Below are 20427 nucleotides of genomic sequence, written 5' to 3' on the forward strand. Positions count from 1 at the left end.
CGATGAACGCCATGAACCAGGCCCTGGGCCGCATGCGCTCCTGGTTCGGAGGCGCGCAGGAAAAGGCCATCGACGTGCTGCCCGTGCGCCTGGGCGGTCCCCAGTACCACCGGCCCACGCAGACGCCGGCCAGCGTGCTCGGCCTGGACCAGGCCCTGATCTGGGTGGTCATAGGCCTGCTGGCCTGGAGCCTGGTCATGGTGTATTCGGCATCGATCGCCATGCCGGACAATCCGCGCTTCGGCAAGATCGCGCCCACCCATTTCCTGATGCGCCATGCCATGTCCATCGGCATGGCCTTCGTCGGCGCGCTGCTGGCCTTCCAGGTGTCCATGGCCACCTGGGAGCGCATGGCGCGCAAGCTCTTCCTGGTGTCCCTGGTCCTGCTGGTGGCCGTGCTGATCCCGCATGTGGGCACCGTGGTCAACGGCGCGCGGCGCTGGCTGTCCCTGGGCATCATGAACTTCCAGCCGTCCGAGCTGGCCAAGTTCGCCGTGCTCATCTATGCGGCCGACTACATGGTGCGCAAGATGGAGGTCAAGGAGCGCTTCTTCCGCGCCGTGCTGCCCATGGGGCTGGCCGTGGTGCTGGTCGGGGTGCTGCTGCTGGCCGAGCCCGACATGGGCGCCTTCATGGTGATCGTGGTGATCGCCATGGGCATCCTGTTCCTGGGCGGCGTGAACGCGCGCATGTTCTTCCTGATCGCGGCCCTGGTGGTGCTGGCCTTCGTGCTCATCATCGCCACCTCCGAATGGCGGCGCGAGCGCATCTTTGCCTACCTCAATCCCTGGGATGAAAAGCATGCCCTGGGCAAGGGCTACCAGCTGTCGCATGCGTTGATCGCCATCGGGCGCGGCGAGATCTTCGGCGTGGGCCTGGGCCGCAGCGTCGAAAAGCTGCACTGGCTGCCCGAGGCGCACACCGACTTTCTGCTGGCCGTGATCGGCGAGGAATTCGGCCTGGTCGGCGTGCTCCTGATCGCCGTCACCTTCCTGTGGCTCACGCGCCGAATCATGCTCATCGGCCGGCAGGCCATTGCGCTGGACCGGGTGTTCTCCGGCCTGGTGGCCGAGGGCATTGCGATCTGGATGGGCTTCCAGGCCTTCATCAACATGGGCGTGAACCTGGGCGCGCTGCCGACCAAGGGACTGACGCTGCCCCTGATGAGCTTCGGCGGGTCGGCCATCCTCATGAATCTGATAGCGATAGCGGTGGTGTTAAGGGTGGACTACGAGAACAAGTTGCTGATGAAGGGAGGGCATGCATGACGCAGTCCACCTCTCAAGGCACGCAACGCCAGCGCACGGCCCTGATCATGGCCGGCGGCACGGGCGGCCATATCTTCCCGGGCCTGGCCGTGGCCCAGGCGCTGCGCGAGCGCGGCTGGAACGTGCGCTGGCTGGGCGCCCCCGGCTCCATGGAGTCGCGCATCGTGCCGGCCCAGGGCTTCCCGCTGGAGACCATCGAGTTCTCGGGCGTGCGCGGCAAGGGCATCATGACCCTGGCCTTTTTGCCCATGCGCCTGCTGCGTGCCTTCTGGCAGGCGCTGGCCGTGGTGCGCCGCGTCAAGCCCGACGTGGTCGTGGGCCTGGGCGGCTACATCAGCTTCCCCGGTGGAATGATGGCCGTGCTGGCCGGCAAGCCCCTGGTGCTGCATGAGCAGAACTCCGTGGCCGGCATGGCCAACAAGGTGCTGGCCAGCGTCTCCCACCGCATCTTCACCGCCTTCCCCAACGTGTTCCCCAAGGGCCGCTGGGTCGGCAACCCCTTGCGCCAGGCCTTCACCGAGCAGCCCGCGCCCGAGCAGCGCTTTGCGGGCCGCAGCGGTCCGCTGCGCCTGCTGGTGGTGGGCGGCAGCCTGGGCGCCAAGGCGCTCAACGAGATCGTGCCGCAGGCGCTGGCCCTGATTCCGGCCGATGTGCGCCCCGTCGTGCTCCACCAAAGCGGCGCCGCACAGATCGACGCCCTGCGCGCCAACTACGCGGCGGCAGGCGTGCAGGCCGAGCTGACGCCCTTCATCGACGATACGGCGCGCGCCTTTGCCGAGGCCGATGTCATCGTCTGCCGCGCCGGTGCCAGCACGGTCACCGAGATCGCGGCCGTGGGCGCAGCCGCCATCTATGTGCCTTTCCCGGCCGCCGTGGACGACCACCAGACCGCGAACGCGCGTTTCCTGGTCGATGCCGGTGGTGGATGGTTGATGCAACAAAGCGCACTGACTGCCCAAAGCCTGGCCGAAATGCTACAAAATATGCAGCGTGCGACGCTGCTGGAGCGCGCTGGAAAAGCCAAGAAAATGCAAAAGACCGAAGCCACCGCCGAGGTGGTCGCCGCCTGTGAGGAACTGGCCGCATGAAGCACGCCATTCATCACATCCATTTCGTCGGCATCGGCGGCGCCGGAATGAGCGGCATCGCCGAGGTGCTGCACAACCTGGGTTACGCCGTCTCGGGCTCGGACCTGTCCGACAGCGCCACGCTGCGCCGGCTCGCAGGCCTGGGCATTGCCACCCACGTCGGCCATGCCGCCGCGCACATCGAAGGGGCTGACGCCGTCGTCACCTCCACCGCCGTGCAGTCCGACAACCCCGAGGTGGTCGCTGCGCGCACGCACAAGATCCCCGTCGTGCCGCGTGCGCTCATGCTGGCCGAGCTGATGCGCTTCAAGCAGGGCATCGCCATCGCAGGAGCCCACGGCAAGACCACGACCACCAGCCTGGTGACCAGCGTGCTGGCCGAGGCCGGGCTGGACCCGACCTTCGTCATCGGCGGCAAGCTCAACAGCGCGGGCGCCAACGCCAAGCTGGGCCAGGGCGACTACATCGTGGTCGAGGCGGACGAGTCCGACGCCTCCTTCCTGAACCTGCTGCCCGTGATGGCCGTCGTCACCAACATCGACGCCGACCACATGGAAACCTACGGCCATGACTTCGGCCGGCTCAAGGGCGCCTTCGTCGACTTCCTGCACCGCATGCCGTTCTACGGCCGCGCCATCGTCTGCGTGGACAGCCCGGCCGTGCGCGAGATCCTGTCCCAGGTGGCCCGCCCCGTGACCACCTACGGCTTTGCCGAGGACGCCCAGGTGCGCGCCCTCAACGTGCGCGCCGAGGCCGGCCGCATGCATTTCACGGTGCGCCGCAGCAACGGCCAAAGCTATCCCGACCTGGACGTGGTGCTGAGCCTGCCGGGCGAGCACAACGTGCTCAACGCGCTGTCGGCCGTGGCCGTCGCCATGGAGCTGGAGATTGCCGACGAGGCGCTGCTGCGCGCCTTCGAAAGCTTCAAGGGCGTGGGCCGGCGCTTCCAGCGCTATGGCGAACTCCCTGCAGCGGACGGTGGCATCTTCACCGTCATCGACGACTACGGGCACCACCCTGTCGAGATGGCGGCCACGCTGGCTGCTGCGCGCGGCGCCTTCCCGGGCCGCCGCCTGGTGCTGGCCTTCCAGCCGCACCGCTACAGCCGCACGCGCGATTGCTTCGAGGATTTCGTCAAGGTCATCGGCCTGGCCGATGCCGTGCTGCTGACCGAGGTCTATGCGGCCGGCGAGGCGCCGGTGGTGGCGGCCGATGGCCGCTCGTTGGCGCGCGCCCTGCGCGTGGCCGGCCGGGTCGAGCCGGTCTTTGTGGAAGACGTTGCCGAGCTGCCGGCGGCCCTGGCCGCCCACGCCCGCGATGGCGACGTGCTGTTGTGCATGGGGGCCGGCTCGATTGGCGCCGTGCCCGGAAAGTTGGTTGAAATGCTTCAGAAACAAGAGCTGCAGGCGCAGCAGGGAGCTGCGCAATGAGCAGCTTCGGCACCCAGATCGATGTCAAGGCCCTGGGCAAGGTGGCCGTGCTGTTGGGCGGCCGCTCGGCCGAGCGCGAGGTCTCGCTGATGTCGGGCACGGGCGTGCTCAAGGCCCTGCTGTCGCAGGGCGTGGATGCCCATGCCTTCGACCCCGCCGAGCGGGACCTGGGCGAGTTGAAGAAGGACGGTTTCGACCGCTGCTTCATCGCGCTGCATGGCCGCTACGGTGAGGACGGCACGGTGCAGGGCGCGCTGGAGCTGCTGGGCATCCCGTACACGGGCCCCGGCGTGATGGCCTCCAGCATCGCCATGGACAAGATCATGACCAAGCGCATCTGGCGCTTCGAGGGTCTGCCCACACCCGACTGGCGGCTGGTCGCCAGCGCCGACGAGACCCGCGCCGCGCTGCAGGCGCTGGGCGCGCCCATGATCGTCAAGCCCTCGCGCGAGGGCTCGACCATCGGCCTGACCAAGGTCTGGACAGCCGAGGAATGCGAGCAGGCCTATGTGCTGGCCTCCCGGTACGACCCCGAAGTGCTCTGCGAAGAGTTCATCGAAGGCGACGAGACCACCTGCCCCGTGCTCGGAACCGGCGAGGGCGCCCACGCCCTGCCCGTGATCCGCATCGTCGCGCCCGAAGGCAACTACGACTACCAGAACAAGTACTTCACCGACGACACCCAGTACCACTGCCCCAGCGGCCTGCCTGCCGAGGAAGAGGCCGAGATCCGGCGCATCGTCGTGCGGGCCTTCCGCACGCTAGGCTGCCGCGGCTGGTCGCGCGCCGACATCATGATCCGCGCCAGCGACCGCAAGCCCTTCCTGCTGGAGATCAACACCTCGCCGGGCATGACGGGCCACTCGCTGGTGCCCATGTCGGCCCGCGCCATCGGCGTGAGCTACGAAAACCTGTGCCTGGGCATCCTGGCCAACGCCGCGCTGGACGCGCAACCGGAGCAGGAGCACGCATGAGCTACTCCCTGCCGGCCCCCTTCGACGTCAAGCTCATGAACGTGACCGCCACGGTCCTGTTCGTGGGCGTGGCTGCGCTGGGGCTGGCAGCGGTGAGCTGGTGGGCGCTGCGCCATCCGGCCTTCAATATCGGCCGCATCGTGGTCGAGGGCGAGCTGGTGCACAACAACGCGGTGACGCTGCGCGCCAATGTGGCGCCGGTGCTCACGGGCAACTTCTTCACCGTGGATCTCAAGGCCGCCAAGGCGGCGTTCGAGCAGGTGCCCTGGGTGCGCGAGGCGCAGGTGCGCCGCGACTATCCCAACAGCCTGCGCGTCATCCTGCACGAGCATGTGGCCGAGGCCTTCTGGGGGCCTGATTCGGGCACCGGCCTGGTCAACAGCTTCGGCGAGGTCTTCGAGGCCAACCTGGGCGAGCTGGACCGCGACGGCCTGCCGCGCCTGCAGGGCCCCGAGGACAGCGCCCCGCAGATGCTGCAGATGTACCGGCTGCTGGTGCCGGCGCTGGGGCCGCTGGATGTGGAGATCGACGGGCTGACGCTCAATGCGCGCGGCAGCTGGCAGCTCAGGCTGGCCAACGACGCACAGATCGAACTGGGTGGCGGCAGCGTGGAGGCCGTGCTGCAGCGCGTGCAGCGCTTCGTGCGCACGCTGCCCCAGATCACGACCCAATACAAGCGCAAGGCCGACGCCATCGAGTCGGCCGACCTGCGCTACGAAGACGGATATGCGCTGAGGCTGCGCGGTGTGACCACCGGCACGGCCAAGGCGCCGGCTGCAGTGCGTCCCCGACGCTGAAGACGAGGGAGGACAGACCTATGTACATGCACACCAAGCAGCGACACAGCGACAGGACAGAACCAACCGGGGGCGGATGCTGATATGGCAAGAGAATACAAAGATGTGATCGTCGGACTGGACATCGGCACGGCCAAGGTCATGGTCGTGGTCGCCGAGGTCCTGTACAACGGCGAACTCAAGCTCGCCGGCCTCGGCGTGGCCCCGAGCAACGGACTCAAGCGTGGCGTGGTGGTCAACATCGACGCCACGGTGCAGAGCATCCAGCAGGCGCTGAAGGAGGCCGAGCTGATGGCCGACTGCAAGATCCAGCGCGTGTGCACCGGCATCACCGGCAGCCACATCCGCGGCCTGAACTCCAGCGGCATGGTGGCCATCAAGGACAAGGAAGTCACGGCCACCGACGTGGCGCGGGTGATGGAGACGGCCAAGGCCATCAACATCTCCTCGGACCAGCGGCTGCTGCTGGTCGAGCCGCAGGAATTCGTGATCGACGGCCAGGAAGTGCGCGAGCCCATCGGCATGAGCGGCATCCGCCTGGAGGCCAAGATCCACATCGTCACGGGCGCGCAGAGCGCGGCCGAGAACATCATCAAGTGCGTGCGCCGCTGCGGCCTGGAGGTCGAGCAGCTGCTGCTCAACCCGCTGGCATCGAGCCAGGCCGTGCTCACCGATGACGAGCGCGAGCTGGGCGTGGCCGTGGTCGATATCGGCGCGGGCGCCACCGACGTGGCCATCTTCACGGGCGGCGCCATCCGGCACACGGCCGTGATTCCCATCGCGGGCGACCTGATCACCAGCGACATCGCCATGGCGCTGCGCACGCCCACCAAGGACGCCGAGGACATCAAGGTCGAAAGCGGCTATGCCAAGCAGCTGCTGGCCGACCCCGACGCCCAGGTCGAAGTGCCGGGCCTGGGCGACCGCGGCCCGCGCATGATCAGCAAGCAGGCGCTGGCCGGCGTGATCGAGCCGCGCGTGGAAGAGATCTTTTCTTTGGTGCAGCAGGTGGTGCGCGATTCAGGCTACGAGGAAGTGCTGTCCTCGGGCATCGTGCTGACCGGCGGCAGCGCCGTCATGCCGGGCATGGTGGAACTGGGCGAGGACATCTTCCTCAAGCCCGTGCGCCGCGGCATCCCCAAGTATTCGAGCGCATTGGCTGACATGGTGGCTCAACCCCGCGCCGCCACCGTGATGGGATTGCTCGAAGAGGCCCGCCTGGCTCGCCTGCGCGGTTTCAAGGTGGCACAAAAGAGTGGGTCGATGAAGACCGCTTTTGGCCGTTTCAAAGACTTCATCGTGGGGAACTTTTGATATGTGCTTTCATCGACTGCGCATTACCGGCCCGCCCACCGGCTTCCGAATACCGGACAGAAGACAGAATTTTCCCCAGACGGTGGTGACCACTTACAGAGAGCTACAGGAGAACCAACATGCCCATCGACATGATTGAAGTTGAAGAATTCAACCAGGGTACGCAGATCAAGGTGATCGGCGTTGGCGGCGGCGGCGGCAATGCCGTCGAGCACATGATTGCGCGCAACGTGCAGGGCGTGGAGTTCGTCTGCGCCAACACCGACGCGCAGGCGCTGCTGCGCAGCAGCGCCCACCGCACCATCCAGCTCGGTGGCAGCGGCCTGGGTGCGGGCAGCAAGCCCGACAAGGGCCGCGAAGCCGCCGAGCTGGCCGAGGACGACATCCGCACTGCCATCGAAGGCGCGCACATGCTGTTCATCACGGCCGGCATGGGCGGCGGCACGGGCACGGGCGCTGCGCCCGTGATCGCGCGCGTGGCCAAGGAAATGGGCATCCTCACCGTGGGCGTGGTCACCAAGCCCTTCGAGTGGGAAGGCGGCCGACGCATGGCCAACGCCGACAGCGGCCTGAGCGAACTCGAAGCCAACGTCGATTCGCTGATCGTCGTGCTCAACGAGAAGCTGCTGGACGTGCTGGGCGACGACATCTCGCAGGACGAGGCCTTTGCCCATGCCAACGACGTTCTCAAGAACGCCGTGGGCGGCATTGCCGAAATCATCAACGAGTACGGCCATGTGAACGTCGACTTCGAAGACGTGCGCACCGTCATGGGCGAACCCGGCAAGGCCATGATGGGCACGGCCAAGGCGGCCGGCCCCGACCGCGCGCGCATCGCTGCCGAGCAGGCCGTGGCCTGCCCGCTGCTGGAGGGCATCGACCTGTCGGGCGCCAAGGGCGTGCTGGTGCTGGTCACGGCCGCCAAGGGCAGCCTCAAGCTGTCCGAGTCGCGCCTGGCCATGAGCACCATCAATGCCTACGCCTCGCCCGATGCGCATGTGATCTACGGCGCTGCCTACGACGACAGCCTGGGTGACGAAATCCGCGTCACCGTGGTGGCCACCGGCCTGTCGCGCCCCAGCGCACGCCGCCAGAACATGCAGGTGGTGCAGGGTGGCCTGCGCACCGGTACCGACAACATGAGCTACCAGCTGCCTTCGGCCTCCATGGGTGCCGCAACGGCAGCCGGCGGCCTGGTCGGCGGTGCCGCTGGCGGCGCCGACTATGCCAACAACATGTCGGTGCCCAGCGTCTGGCGTACCAACCGCACGCAGGCCGCTGCCCGCGTCGATGCCCTGGCCTCCGGCGGCATGGACGATCTGGAAATCCCGGCCTTCCTGCGCAAGCAGGCTGACTGAGCAGCGGCCGATACGGTCGCTGCATGGTTGTGATAGCGAATGCCGTGCCAGGGCCATGCCCTGCGCACGGCTGCCGCACTTTAAAATAGCCGGATGCTCCAACAACGCACCATCAAGACGATCACCCGTGCCGTGGGCGTGGGTCTGCACAGCGGCCAGCGTGTCGAATTGACGCTGCGTCCCGCGCAGCCCGACACCGGCATCGTGTTCCGTCGCGTGGACCTGCCGGAGCCCGTGGACATCCCGATCTCCGCCGAAGCCGTCACCGACACGCGCATGGCCTCGACCATCGGCACGGGCGGCGCCAAGGTGCATACCGTGGAGCACCTGATGTCGGCCATCGCCGGCCTCGGGCTCGACAACATCTACATAGACATCACCGCCGAGGAAGTGCCCATCCTCGACGGCTCCTCCGCCTCCTTCGTATTCCTGCTGCAAAGCGCGGGCATCGAGCTGCAGAAGGCGCCCAAGCGCTTCATCCGCGTCATCCGCCCCGTCGAGGTGCGCGAGGGCGAGGGCCAGAACCTCAAGTGGGCACGCTTTGACCCGTACCACGGCTTCAAGCTGCGCTTCGAGATCGACTTCGCCCATCCTGCCGTGGACTCCACCGGCCAGTGTGTGGAGTTCGACATGGGCGAGGACAACTACACGCGCGACATCGCACGCGCGCGCACCTTCGGCTTCACCAAGGACGTGGAAATGCTGCGCAGCCACGGCCTGGCGCTGGGCGGCGGCATGGACAACGCCATCGTCATGGACGACTACAAGGTGCTCAACAGCGACGGCCTGCGCTACGACGACGAGTTCGCCAAGCACAAGATCCTGGACGCCATCGGCGACCTGTACCTGATCGGCAGGCCCCTGCTGGCCGCCTACAGCGCCTTCCGCTCGGGCCACGGCATGAACAACCAGCTGCTGCGTGCCCTGCTGGCCCAGCCCGACGCCTGGGAAATGGTCAGCTTCGACAGCGAGCGCCAGGCGCCCAAGGGCTTCGCCCAGCCCGCGCGGGCCTGGTGAGGCGGGCGCCGCCATGCTGATCTTCCGCTGGCTGGCCACCCTGCTGCTGCTGGCATCAGCCGTGTCCTTTGCGTTCTACCTGGGCACGGGCCAGCCCCGCTACAAGCGCTGGGGCTTCATCATCCTTAAGTGGACCGTGATTGCCGGCGTGACCTTCTTCGCCGTGCTGTTCTTTGGACGCATCGTCTGAGGTCCTGAATGGGCTGCGCTGCCGCCATTGCGGAGACTGCCGGGCCGCCATGAAGGAAATTCGGATCCGGGCCGGCGACGGCCACACCCTTGTGCTGGTGCGCAGCGGCTGCGTCCAGGGGCCTGTCGTGGCCATCACGCACGGCACCTTCTCCGGCACCGCATCCTGCGACCGGCTCGGCGCGTATCTGGCGGCGCAGGGATTCGGCACTTGGCTCTTCGACTGGCGCGGCCATGGACGGAACCCGGCCTGCGGCCATGGCCATGATCTGGAAGCCGTGGCCAGGCATGACATCGCCAGTGCCATCGAGGCCATCCGCAGCGAGGAGCAGGGCCGGCCTTTGACCCTGATAGGCCACAGCGGGGGCGGCATTGCGGCAGCCATCTGGGCCGCTCGCAATCCCGATGTGGCCCGGGACCATCTGGCCGGTGTCGTGCTGCTGGCCGCCCAGGCCACCCATGCTGCCGCCACACCGCTGGCCTGGGCCAGGATCCGGGGTTACCTGGCGTGGATAGGCCGCCGGAACTGGCTGGCAGCCAACCGCATGGTGGGGCCCGAGGCGGAAAGCGGCCAACTGATGCGCCAGTGGTGTCAGTGGAATCTCCAGCGCCGATTTGTGGGACATGACGGCATGAACTACCTGCAGGCACTCTCCCAGGTGCGTATTCCCGTTCTGGCGCTGGCGGGTGCTGGAGACCGCCTGATTGCACCCTGGCAGGGGTGCGAAGCGCTGGCAAGCGCCTTCGGCGGGACGGATGTGGAGTTCGTGCTGTGCGGCAAGGCCGCCGGTTTTGTCGAAGACTACAGCCACAGCAGGTTGCTGATGGCCGGCAATGCGCAATCCGATGTGTTCCCCCGGATCGCGCAATGGATCAGGCTCAGGGCCGAGCAGGGTGGCCAAGCACTGGTGTCCTAGTAGACGCGCCCACCTTTGTAGACCGCATGCTGGCGGCGCTGCAGCTGCGTGACCTCGGCCATCTTCGTCATGGCGGCGCCTGCATGGGCGTGGGTGATGGCCAGGCCCAGGGCGTCGGCGGCATCGGTGCCGGGCAGGCCGGGCAGTTGCAGCAGGCGGCGCACCATTTCCTGGATCTGGCTCTTGGCCGCGCGGCCATGGCCGGTCATGGCCTTCTTCATCTGCAGTGCCGTGTACTCGGCCACCGGCAGGCCGGCGTTGACCAGGGCCGTGAGCGCGGCGCCGCGTGCCTGGCCCAGCAGCAGGGTGGATTGGGGATTGACGTTGACGAAGACGATTTCCACGGCCGAGGTGTCGGGCTGGTAGCGGCTGGCGACTTCCGAGATGCCGTCGAACAGCAGCTTGAGCCGGCCCGGCAGGTCGCCGAGCGCGATGCCCGTGGTGCGGATGGTGCCGCTGGCCACATAGGCCAGGCGGTGGCCGTCGACGTCGATCACGCCGAATCCCGTGGTCTGCAGACCGGGGTCGATTCCAAGGATGCGCATGGGGTGAATGTAGCTGTTCAGGGGACGACGGCGCTGGGCATTCTCTGCATGACCGTGCGCGTGCGCTGCAGCAGATAGCCGGAGTTGGGCAGCTTCTCGAAGCGCTTGGGCTGGGGCAGCATCACGGCCAGGCGCGCGGCCTCGGCGGCGCTGAGCTGGGAGGCGCTCTTGCGAAAGTAGTGGCGAGCGGCCGCCTCGGCGCCGAACACGCCCTGGCCCCATTCCACGCTGTTGAGGTAGATCTCCAGGATGCGCTGCTTGCTCAGCATCAGTTCCAGCAGCTGGGTCAGCACCAGTTCCTGCCCCTTGCGCAGCAGGCTGCGTTCGCCCGACAGCAGCAGGTTCTTGGCCAGCTGCTGCGTGATGGTGGAGCCGCCATAGATCTTGGGCGCCTTGCCGTTGTCGGTCTTCATGGCCCGGGCTTCGGCGCGCTGGTTGCGCTGCCAGGCTTTCTCGATGGCTTCCCATTGCACCCCGTGGTGTTCGGTGAAGCTGTCGTCTTCGGAGGCAATGACGGCGCGCTTGAGCGTGGGCGCGATGCGGTCATAGGGCAGCCATTGCTGGCTCCAGTGCAGGCCTTCGGAGCTGCGCAGCATCTGCCAGGCTTCGGAGCGCTGGAAGGCTGTGGACTCGGGATCGACCACCACCATCAGCGCAATGCGCAGCACGAAGAACAGCTGCAGCAGCAGGCCGGCGCACAGCACCAGCAGCAGGGCGCGTGCCAGGGATTTCATGAAGCGCTCAGCCGCCTTGAGCAATATGGGCGCGCAGCTCGTTCAGCACCTGGGCCGAGGGCGGGCGCACGCCGCGCCACAGCGCAAACGATTCGGCCGCCTGCTCCACCAGCATGCCCAGCCCGTCGCGGGCCGTGGCGCCGTGCTGTTCGGCCCACTGCATGAAGCCCTGGGCCGCGGGGCCGTACATCATGTCGTAGGCCAGGCTGCCAGGGCGCAGCACGCGGGCCGGCACGGGCACCTCGGCACCGGCCAGGCTGCTGGCGGTGGCGTTGATGACCACGTCGAAATCCTCATCCACGGCCTGCTGCTCCAGCGCCACCAGTTCCACGCCATGTTGCGCGGCAATGGCGGCATGGCGCTGCACCAGGGCCTGGGCGCGCTCGAAGGTGCGGTTGACCACGGCGATGCGGCGCGGGCGCTCGGCAAGCAGCGAGCCCAGTGCGCCGGCTGCGGCGCCACCCGCGCCCAGCAGCAGCAGGTCGCGCCCGGCCAGCGGCACGCCCGCATTGCGCACGATGTCGGCCACCAGGCCCAGGCCGTCGGTGTTGTCGGCATGGATGCCGTCCGCCGCCAGCACCAGGGTGTTGGCGGCGCCGGCCAGTTGCACGCGCTCGCTGGAGGTGGTGGCCAGCTGTGCGGCTTCCAGCTTGAAGGGCACGGTGACATTGCAGCCGCGTCCGCCTGCCGCGACGAAGCCGCGCACGGCCTCGGCAAAGCCATCCAGCTCCACATGCTGGCGCTCGTAGTGCAGGTCCTGCCCGCACAGTTCGGCAAAGCGGGCATGGATCCAGGGCGAACGGCTGTGCGCGACGGGGTTGCCCATGACGCAGTAGCGGTCGGAGGAGGTGGCGGCAACGGAAGTCATGTCGAAAAAATGGAGTGCGAAGAGGGCGGGGCGCTACTGGGCTACTGGACCGTGGTCTGCAGCGTCTGCTCACGCGTGAACTTGAAGCGCGAGACCACGGCGATCTGGTCGGCCTTGGCGCGCATGGCGGGGCCGAAGTGGCCGAAGGGGCCGGCCGCACGCGCGATAGCTTCGGCGCGGGTGTCCAGCAGGCGGTTGCCCGAGCCCTGCACGATCTCGGTGGACAGCACGCGGCCGTCGTGGTTGACGGTGAGGATCATGACCAGCTCGCCATAGAGCTTCTTGCCGGCCTGCTCGGGAAAGTTCTCCGTGCCCTTGTCCTCGACCTTGCGGCGCAGGCCGTCGTAGTAGATGGCGTAGACGGCCTCGCGCGTGGACGGGCTGATGTAGCGCTTCTTGGGGCGGGCGTTTTCTTCGTTGATGCGTTTTTCGATCTCGGCCAGCAGCTTGACCAGCTGCTGGCGCTTTTCCTGCTGGGCCTGCTGCTCCTTGGTCTGCTTTGCCGCCTCGCGCGGGTCCAGCGGCGGCAGGGCCGCGACCTGCTTGCGCAACTGCGTCAGCAAGACGGTCTGCTGCTCCTGCATGGAGTCGATCTGGCGCTGGCGTTCCTCGAAGTCGTCGCCCACGGCGGTGAGCGCCGAGTAGGGCATGGGGCTGGAGGCCCGGCCCTTGTCGGCTTCGCCGCCGCCGGCCAGCGAGGTCTGCGCGATGGCCTGCGCCTTGTCGGGCTGCTCGTTGGCGCGGGCATTGACCAGGATGACTTCCAGCGGCGTGTCCTGGAACACGCGGTCGAAGCGTTCCGGATCGATGAACCGGAACGAGAGCAACCCGGCATGCAGGGCAATGGAGACACCCAGTGCCAACTGCAGCGTACTCAGGGAACGGAAGGCGGTAGGCAGTTTCACGTCAGATCTAAGGCAGTGGCTTGGATGCGAGGCAGGGGCGCGGGCAGATCAGGGCTGGGCAGGATCGGCCGCGGGCGTGCCGTCGGTCTCGTTCATGTCCACGGCGATGGCGATGGGGCCGGCCACGGCCTCCTCGTCGTCCTCCGCTCCATCGTCGGCAGCGGCGGCGTCGCTGTCCAGGCGCTCGATCAGCGTGCCCGAGACATCGAGCGCGATCTCGTCGATCTCGCCCAGGCGCACGCGCACATGGGCACCGCGCGGCAGGCCGGTGACGCCCAGCACGGGAAAGACCAGCGGCAGGTCGTCGGCGCGCACCAGCAGGCCGCCGCCCATGCCTTCCTTGATGACGGTGGCCGTCAGCTCGGTGATGGCGTTCTGCTGCAGGTACTTGAGCGTCCAGAAGCGCTCCATGCCTGCCTGGTAGCCGTTGTAGGCGCTGTAGGCGCCGTCAAAGCTGCTGATGATGCCGAACAGCTCGGCATCCTTGGGCTTGAACGGCGCCGCCAGTGCGGCGGTCTTGCCATGGCGCGCGCAGGCAATGATCTGCCACTGGTTAACCAGGTCCACATAGCGGCGCAGCGGCGAGGTGGCCCAGGCATAGCTCTTGACGCCGATGCCCGCGTGGGGGAGCGCCTTGGTGGACATGCGCACCTTGATGCCGGGGGCCAGGCTGGCCTGGCTGCGGTAGATGCCGGGCACGCCCAGATCGGCCATCCAGCCGCCCCAGGTGCTGTTGGCCACGATGGCGGCCTCTGCCACGATCAGGTCCAGCGGTGCGCCGCGCTTGCGCACGGTGATCTCGACCTGCTCGTTGCCGCGGGGCTCGGCGCTGCCGTTGCCCACCAGGCGGAAGTTGTAGTCGGGACGGTTGAAGTTCTCGGGCTTGCCTCGCACCAGTTCGCGCCCGGCCTTCAGGTGCCTGGCCCAGCGCTGCAGGAACGTCAGTTCGGCGCGCTTGCCCTGCAGCACTTCGGGCGTGCCCTCGACCTCGAAGGAGGGGTCGGCCAGCCACTGCTCGGTGACGATGTGGTCCAGCTTGTCATGGCGGAAGTTGACCTGCACGGGCACGCGCTCCAGGCGCGTCTCGCTGGCCGTTGTCTCCAGCGTGGCCTCGTCCACGGTGACGTACAGCGACACGGCGGGGTTGGCGCGGCCTTCGTCCAGCGTGTAGATCTGCACCACCTCGTTGGGCAGCATGGTGATCTTGTAACCGGGCATGTAGACAGTGGACAGGCGCGAGCGGCCGAGCTGGTCCAGCGGCGTGCCCGGCACGATGGCCAGGCCGGGGGCCGCGATGTGGATGCCCACGGTGACCGTGCCCGTGCCCAGGCCGCGCACCGACAGCGCGTCGTCGATCTCGGTGGTGGCCGAGTCGTCGATGGAAAACGCCTGGACATCGGCCAGCGGCAGCTCTGCCGGCGGCTGGGGCGCCTCCAGTGGCGGAAATTGCGTGCCCTTGGGGAAGTGGTCGAAGAGGAAGCGCTTCCAGTGGAATTCGTAGGCCGATTCAATGGCGCCGGCCCTGTGCAGCAGATCCAGCGGTGCCAGGCGCGTGGCGCGGCTGGCCTCGACCACGGCCTTGTATTCGGCGGCGTTCTTGTCGGGGCGGAACAGGATCTTGTAGAGCTGTTCGCGTATGGGGCCGGGGCATTCGCCAGCGCCCAGCTGCTCGGCCCAGGCCGTGATCTGGGCCTGGATCTGCTTTTTCTTCTCTATGCCGGCCAGCGCCTGCTGCAGGATCTCGGCCGGCGCCTTCTTGAAGCGGCCCTTGCCGGCGCGGCGAAAGTAGTGCGGCGCCTCGTAGATGCGAAACAGCGCGCCGGCCTGCTGGGCCAGCGTGGCATTGTCCGAGAAATAGTCGCGTGCCAGGTCGGCGAAGCCGAATTCCTCCTCGGGGGCGAATTCCCAGGCCAGGTCCAGATCGATCTCGGCGGCCATTGCCTGGCCCTGGGCGATCAGCTCGGCAGGCGCCGGCTTGTCGAACTTGAGCAGGATGTTGGCGGACTTGACCTTGACCCGTTTGCCCGAGTCCAGTTCCACCTGGGCGGAGGTGTCGGCTTCGGAGAGGATGCGGCCGGCCAGGAACTTGCCGGCTTCTTCAAACAATGCGTGCATAGCCCGATATTCTCCCACGCTGCGGCTGGCAGCTGCCGCGCAGGCGTGTGCGGCATCAGGCCAGATTCAGGAACTCGTCGAGCTGGGGCAGGTACTCCTCGAAGTTGCTCAGCGCGTGATCGCCGCCTTCCTGGATGATCTGCAGCGCATGCGGGTAGCGCGCGCTCATCTCGCGCCAGTCCAGAACTTCGTCGCCCTCGGCCGCCAGCAGCATCTCGGGCGCGGCCGGTGTCATGGAGCGCGTGTCCAGCGCGCGCAGCTCTTCCATGTACTCGCGGCGAAAGAAAAAGCGTTCCTCGGGGTTGTGCCAGGACGTCTGCTCGCCAATGTACTTTTCAAGATCGCGCGCCGGGTTCACGGCCGGGTTGATCATCACGCTGCGGCAGCGCGCCAGCTGGGCCACCCAGCTGGCGTAGTAGCCGCCCAGCGAGGAGCCGATCACGGCCATGGTCTCTCGCGGCCAGCTGCCTATGCCGTCGGCAATCAGGGCGGCCGCCTCGCGCGGGGATGGCGGCAATTGCGGGCTCCACCAGCGCACATGGGGATGGCGCGTGGCCACATGTTCGGCCATGCGCCGGGCCTTGGTGGATTGGGGTGAGGAGCGAAAGCCGTGCAGATACAGCAAATGGGTGGTGGTCATGGCGGGCGCTCTCCTTTGCGTTGCTGGGGCCGGGCGCCGGATGCGGCCCGGACGGCTCATGGCCCATTGTGGCCGCTGCGGCGGGCGGCGCCCAGCAGGGAAGGCCCGGGCCGACAGCAGGATGACAACCGCCTCCGTGGGCAACCCTGCGCCGGGCTAGGCCGCATGCGCCACGGGATAATGGCGGCCCGTGCCCGCGACCGACCATCCCCGTGACCGAATTCGACAAGCCCTCCCTCTGGCAACGTGTTGCCCCGCTGCTGCGGGGCTTTGACTTCTGGTTGCTGCTGTTCGTGGGCATGCTGGCGTCGGCGGGGCTGATCGCCATGTACTCCTCGGGCTTCGACCACGGCACGCGCTTCACCGACCACGGGCGCAACATGCTGATCGCGGCGGCCATCCTCTTTGTCGTGGCCCAGATTCCCCCCCAGCAGCTCATGAAGGTGGCCGTGCCGCTGTACATGCTGGGCGTGGCGCTGCTGGTGGCGGTGGCGCTGTTCGGCATCACCAAGAAGGGGGCTCAGCGCTGGGTCAACGTGGGCGTGGTGATCCAGCCCAGCGAGCTGCTGAAGATCGCCACGCCGCTGATGCTGGCCTGGTGGTTCCAGCGCCGCGAGGGCCAGCTGCGCGGCACGGACTTCGTGATCGCCATGGTGCTGCTCATGGTGCCTGTCGGGCTGATCATGAAGCAGCCCGACCTGGGGACCTCGCTGCTGGTGATGGCGGCCGGCCTGTCGGTGATCTTCTTCGCGGGCCTGCCCTGGAAACTCATCGTTCCGCCCGTGCTGGCCGGTGTGATCGGCATCACCCTCATCGTCTGGTACGAACCCCAGCTGTGCGCCGACGGCGTGCGCTGGCCCGTGCTGCATGAATACCAGCAGACCCGTGTCTGCACCCTGCTGGACCCCACGCGCGACCCCCTGGGCAAGGGGTTCCACATCATCCAGGGCATGATCGCCATCGGCTCCGGTGGCGTCTGGGGCAAGGGATTCATGGCAGGCACGCAAACCCACCTGGAGTTCATCCCCGAGCGCACGACCGACTTCATCTTCGCCGCCTATTCCGAGGAGTTCGGCCTGGTCGGCAACCTGTTCATCATCGTCTCCTTCCTGCTGCTGGTCTGGCGCGGGCTGGCCATCGCCATCCAGGCCAACACGCTGTTCGCGCGGCTCATGGCGGCGGCCGTGGCCATGATCTTCTTCACCTATGCCTTCGTGAACATGGGCATGGTCAGCGGCATCCTGCCCGTGGTCGGCGTGCCGCTTCCCTTCATCAGCTACGGCGGCACGGCCATGGTCACGCTGGGGCTGGCGCTGGGGGTGCTGATGTCGGTGGCGCGTTCGCAGCGGCAACTGCCGGGCGAGGGCGGCGGCCCGCTCTGAACACCAGTTTGCGGCGCCCAAGGCGCCTGCAAATGTCAAATAGTCTGGATGCCTGCTGCCGGAAAGCTCCGTTTCTTTCCATGATTTGGCGAGCAAGCCAAGCCTGCATGAGACTGGCATGCTCCTGTTTCCATAACGTCTGCGGGATGACCGTGCACTTGCCACGGACGCCGAGGCGCGCTACAAAGCAAGCGCGGACATGGGCCAGCATGTTCGCCATCCACGCGGATGCATGCCTACGGAATGCCGCTCAGCCTGGTGGGGCGGCATTCCGTTCTTTTTTGCAGGCCCATGAGCCGTTGGCTGCCCCCGTTGCACGGCGAGGGCATGGCCGGCTCTCTACAATGGGCGAATGATCTCCCGCGAACCCACCATTGAACGCCTGGCCACAGCGCGCCAGTTGCTGCTTGAGCCCTTCGGGCTCGATGAAACCCATCTCGCGCGCGCACTGGCCGAGATCCGCAGCCACCAGGTCGACGACGCCGACCTCTACTTCCAGTACACCCGCGCCGAAGGCTGGAGCCTGGAAGAGGGCATCGTCAAAACCGGCAGCTTCAGCATCGACCAGGGTGTGGGCGTGCGGGCGGTCAGCGGCGAGAAGACGGCCTTTGCCTATTCCGACGATATTTCCGAAGCCTCCCTGCTGGATGCGGCACGCACCGTGCGCTCCATCTCGGGCGCGGCCCAGAGCAAGCGCGTGCGCGCCAACGCGTCCAAGATCGCGCAAAGCCGCTCGCTGTATCCGGGGCTGGATCCCATTGCCACGCTGGACAGCACGGCCAAGGTCGAGCTGCTGGGCAAGGTCGAAACCCTGGCCCGCGCCAAGGACCCGCGTGTCGTCCAGGTCATGGCCGGCCTGGCCAGCGAGTACGACGTGGTGCTGGTCGCCCGCGCCGATGGCACGTTGGCTGCCGACGTGCGGCCGCTGGTGCGTCTTTCCGTCACCGTGATCGCCGAGCAAAAGGGTCGGCGCGAAGTGGGTTCGGCCGGCGGTGGTGGCCGTTTTGGCCTGGCCTATTTCAGCGATGAGCAGATCGCGCAATATGTGGACGAAGCCGTGAGCGCGGCCCTCACCAACCTGCAGTCGCGCCCCGCGCCGGCAGGCGAAATGACCGTGGTGCTTGGCCCCGGCTGGCCCGGCGTGCTGCTGCACGAAGCCGTGGGCCATGGCCTGGAAGGCGACTTCAACCGCAAGGGCGCCAGCGCCTTCAGCGGCCGCATCGGCCAGCGCGTGGCGGCCAAGGGCGTCACCGTGCTGGACGACGGCACGCTGGCCGATCGCCGCGGTTCGCTCAACGTCGATGACGAGGGCTGCACCAGCCAGAGCAATGTGCTGATCGAGGACGGCATCCTCAAGGGCTACATCCAGGACGCAATGAACGCCCGCCTGATGGGCGTCAAGCCCACGGGCAACGGCCGCCGCGAAAGCTATGCCCACATCCCCATGCCGCGCATGACCAACACCTACATGCTAGGTGGCGACAAGGATCCGCAGGAAATCGTGGCCTCGATCAAGAAGGGCCTGTACGCCACCAACTTCGGCGGCGGTCAGGTCGACATCACCAGCGGCAAGTTCGTGTTCTCTGCCAGCGAGGCCTATTGGGTCGAGAACGGCAAGATCCAGTACCCCGTCAAGGGCGCGACCATCGTGGGCAGCGGCCCGGAATCGCTCAAGCACATCACCATGATCGGCAACGACATGCGCCTGGACAGCGGTGTGGGCACCTGCGGCAAGGAAGGCCAGAGCGTGCCCGTGGGCGTGGGTCAGCCTACGCTGCGCATCGACGGCCTGACGGTGGGCGGCACGGCCTGACCGTCGCATGCCCGCGCCCTGCATGGCAGGGGGCGGGTCCTCTGTCCTGCCTGACGCGGCCCGCCGCGCTCCGTGGGCGCCGCCCGGCGCCGATTCCATGACCCAGCTTTCCTTTCCTTCCCGGCCAGGCCTGCAGACTTCTGCCCATCCCCTGCGCAGCCTGCCGGAACACTGGCGCACCTGGGCCGGCGAGTCGCGGCTGAACCGCGTCTGGCTGAACGAGTTGATCGTGGGCGACCTGCAGCCCATGCACCAGCAACTGGCCTTGCTGGCCGTTGCGCTGGACGAGGCCGTGCGCGTGCGCTATGCGGGCAGTGCACGCCCTGCCGTGGAAGAGGCCATACAGCAACTCGACCTGGCCGTGCTGGACCACCAGCACTTCCTCACCACGCTGGGGGCGGTATGGCACGCCCTCTACGAATTTCCCGCCTACCAGCGCCTGCTCAAGGGATTCAGGGAGGTCGTGCACGCCTGGCAGCAGTCCGTGCTGGTGGGCGATGCCCAGGAGCCCGAGCATTTCCGCCGCTGCGAGCGTCTGGGCTGGCGCCTGCTGGGAGATGCATGCCTGTTGATAGACATGTTTGCGGAATCCGCCGCTGTGGCCGGCGGGTTCGATGCCGCCGCAATGCAGCCTTGGTACCGGACGCGTCGCTGGCGTCCCTGGAGCGCCCTGCGCCGAGCACTGCGCAGGCTGCGCGACTCCTTGCTGCGGCGTTGAGGCGGGCCTGCCGCGATGCGCGGAAGCGTCATTTTCTGGGGTTTGCACGTTTTCAAAGGTGAATGCAAGAAAACTGCATGTCATCGTGTTTTTATCCGTGATGACGAAATATTTTTGCGTTGAACGGTTAAAAAAGCAGTTTAAGTGCGTGGGGGATTTTGAGGTTTCTCTCTGTGGCACTGTGAAGTGCGCCCCCCGTGCTGCCATGGCCATGTTGCACTGCGAAAAATGACTGTGCTACATTCAGTTCCCATGCAAGCCCGTACCTCCTTCTACTTTTACTTTTGGTTCTCCTCCCCGGCGGAAGAGAGGTAAGCGCGCGCACCCGAACAAACCTCCCTCAGAACCGCCGAAG

At 67.2% G+C, this 20427-nt stretch carries 19 protein-coding genes; 13 read left to right on the forward strand and 6 right to left on the reverse strand.

The genetic code is table 11. From position 1 onward, the window contains the following. The first annotated feature begins 2 nt into the window (after positions 1-2). The 10 genes from ftsW to ACF8NF_RS08360 all read left to right on the forward strand — a co-directional run bounded on the left by ftsW (position 3) and on the right by ACF8NF_RS08360 (position 10352). Positions 3-1268 (forward strand): putative lipid II flippase FtsW, encoded by a 1266-nt coding sequence (ftsW, locus tag ACF8NF_RS08315; protein WP_017404612.1) that lies wholly within the window; start codon positions 3-5, stop codon positions 1266-1268. Then, positions 1265-2356: an undecaprenyldiphospho-muramoylpentapeptide beta-N-acetylglucosaminyltransferase gene (gene murG, locus ACF8NF_RS08320; protein ID WP_016448031.1), complete on the forward strand. Its 1092-nt coding sequence runs from the start codon at positions 1265-1267 to the stop codon at positions 2354-2356. Before ftsW ends, murG begins: the two co-directional genes overlap by 4 nt. After that, positions 2353-3786 (forward strand): UDP-N-acetylmuramate--L-alanine ligase, encoded by a 1434-nt coding sequence (murC, locus tag ACF8NF_RS08325; RefSeq protein ID WP_074922731.1) that lies wholly within the window; start codon positions 2353-2355, stop codon positions 3784-3786. Before murG ends, murC begins: the two co-directional genes overlap by 4 nt. Beyond that, on the forward strand, positions 3783-4760 hold the full coding sequence (locus tag ACF8NF_RS08330; RefSeq protein ID WP_016448029.1) for a D-alanine--D-alanine ligase: 978 nt from the start codon (positions 3783-3785) through the stop codon (positions 4758-4760). Before murC ends, ACF8NF_RS08330 begins: the two co-directional genes overlap by 4 nt. After that, positions 4757-5557 (forward strand): cell division protein FtsQ/DivIB, encoded by an 801-nt coding sequence (locus ACF8NF_RS08335; RefSeq protein WP_016448028.1) that lies wholly within the window; start codon positions 4757-4759, stop codon positions 5555-5557. Before ACF8NF_RS08330 ends, ACF8NF_RS08335 begins: the two co-directional genes overlap by 4 nt. Positions 5558-5641: 84 nt before the next feature. Continuing rightward, on the forward strand, positions 5642-6871 hold the full coding sequence (gene ftsA, locus ACF8NF_RS08340) for a cell division protein FtsA (protein ID WP_392450430.1): 1230 nt from the start codon (positions 5642-5644) through the stop codon (positions 6869-6871). Positions 6872-6990: 119 nt separating this feature from the next. Continuing rightward, a complete protein-coding gene (gene ftsZ, locus ACF8NF_RS08345; RefSeq protein WP_016448027.1) occupies positions 6991-8229 on the forward strand; it encodes a cell division protein FtsZ in 1239 nt (412 codons plus the stop codon). A gap of 93 nt (positions 8230-8322) precedes the next feature. Further along, positions 8323-9246, forward strand: coding sequence for a UDP-3-O-acyl-N-acetylglucosamine deacetylase (gene lpxC / locus ACF8NF_RS08350; protein ID WP_016448026.1), 924 nt, complete (start codon positions 8323-8325; stop codon positions 9244-9246). 13 nt (positions 9247-9259) lie between these two features. Then, the gene (locus ACF8NF_RS08355) at positions 9260-9436 is read left to right on the forward strand and encodes a hypothetical protein (protein ID WP_016453134.1); all 177 of its coding nucleotides are present in this window, start codon (positions 9260-9262) and stop codon (positions 9434-9436) included. A gap of 49 nt (positions 9437-9485) precedes the next feature. Continuing rightward, positions 9486-10352, forward strand: coding sequence for an alpha/beta fold hydrolase (locus ACF8NF_RS08360; protein WP_374006099.1), 867 nt, complete (start codon positions 9486-9488; stop codon positions 10350-10352). Here ACF8NF_RS08360 and ruvC read toward each other — a convergent pair. Genes ruvC through ACF8NF_RS08390 form a run of 6 tightly spaced genes read right to left on the reverse strand, consistent with a single transcriptional unit; the run spans position 10349 to position 16159 of the window. After that, positions 10349-10897, reverse strand: coding sequence for a crossover junction endodeoxyribonuclease RuvC (gene ruvC, locus ACF8NF_RS08365; protein WP_016448023.1), 549 nt, complete (start codon positions 10895-10897; stop codon positions 10349-10351). The genes ACF8NF_RS08360 and ruvC overlap by 4 nt on opposite strands. Before the next feature lie 17 nt (positions 10898-10914). Next, on the reverse strand, positions 10915-11631 hold the full coding sequence (gene mtgA, locus ACF8NF_RS08370; protein ID WP_279493337.1) for a monofunctional biosynthetic peptidoglycan transglycosylase: 717 nt from the start codon (positions 11629-11631) through the stop codon (positions 10915-10917). Positions 11632-11638: 7 nt separating this feature from the next. Next, positions 11639-12499, reverse strand: a complete 861-nt coding sequence (gene aroE / locus ACF8NF_RS08375; protein ID WP_017404620.1) for a shikimate dehydrogenase — start codon at positions 12497-12499, stop codon at positions 11639-11641. Positions 12500-12540: 41 nt separating this feature from the next. Further along, positions 12541-13404 carry an energy transducer TonB gene (locus ACF8NF_RS08380; RefSeq protein WP_016448020.1) on the reverse strand — a complete coding sequence of 288 codons (864 nt, stop codon included), beginning with the start codon at positions 13402-13404 and terminating at the stop codon, positions 12541-12543. A gap of 48 nt (positions 13405-13452) precedes the next feature. Beyond that, positions 13453-15519: a ribonuclease catalytic domain-containing protein gene (locus ACF8NF_RS08385; RefSeq protein WP_279493336.1), complete on the reverse strand. Its 2067-nt coding sequence runs from the start codon at positions 15517-15519 to the stop codon at positions 13453-13455. A gap of 55 nt (positions 15520-15574) precedes the next feature. Further along, complete coding sequence (locus ACF8NF_RS08390) at positions 15575-16159, reverse strand: YqiA/YcfP family alpha/beta fold hydrolase (protein WP_016448018.1); 585 nt, start codon at positions 16157-16159, stop codon at positions 15575-15577. Positions 16160-16371: 212 nt separating this feature from the next. Between ACF8NF_RS08390 and rodA the strand changes: the two genes are divergently transcribed. The 3 genes from rodA to ACF8NF_RS08405 all read left to right on the forward strand — a co-directional run bounded on the left by rodA (position 16372) and on the right by ACF8NF_RS08405 (position 20072). Continuing rightward, entirely contained in the window at positions 16372-17541 is a 1170-nt protein-coding gene (gene rodA / locus ACF8NF_RS08395) for a rod shape-determining protein RodA (RefSeq protein ID WP_016448017.1), read from the forward strand. Positions 17542-17893: 352 nt separating this feature from the next. Continuing rightward, complete coding sequence (gene tldD, locus ACF8NF_RS08400) at positions 17894-19354, forward strand: metalloprotease TldD (protein WP_392450433.1); 1461 nt, start codon at positions 17894-17896, stop codon at positions 19352-19354. A gap of 97 nt (positions 19355-19451) precedes the next feature. Continuing rightward, on the forward strand, positions 19452-20072 hold the full coding sequence (locus tag ACF8NF_RS08405; protein WP_016448015.1) for a hypothetical protein: 621 nt from the start codon (positions 19452-19454) through the stop codon (positions 20070-20072). Positions 20073-20427: the final 355 nt, after the last annotated feature.

It is taken from the genome of Delftia sp. WSY_22, assembly GCF_043104185.1.
Taxonomy (GTDB): Bacteria; Pseudomonadota; Gammaproteobacteria; order Burkholderiales; family Burkholderiaceae_C; genus Comamonas; species Comamonas tsuruhatensis.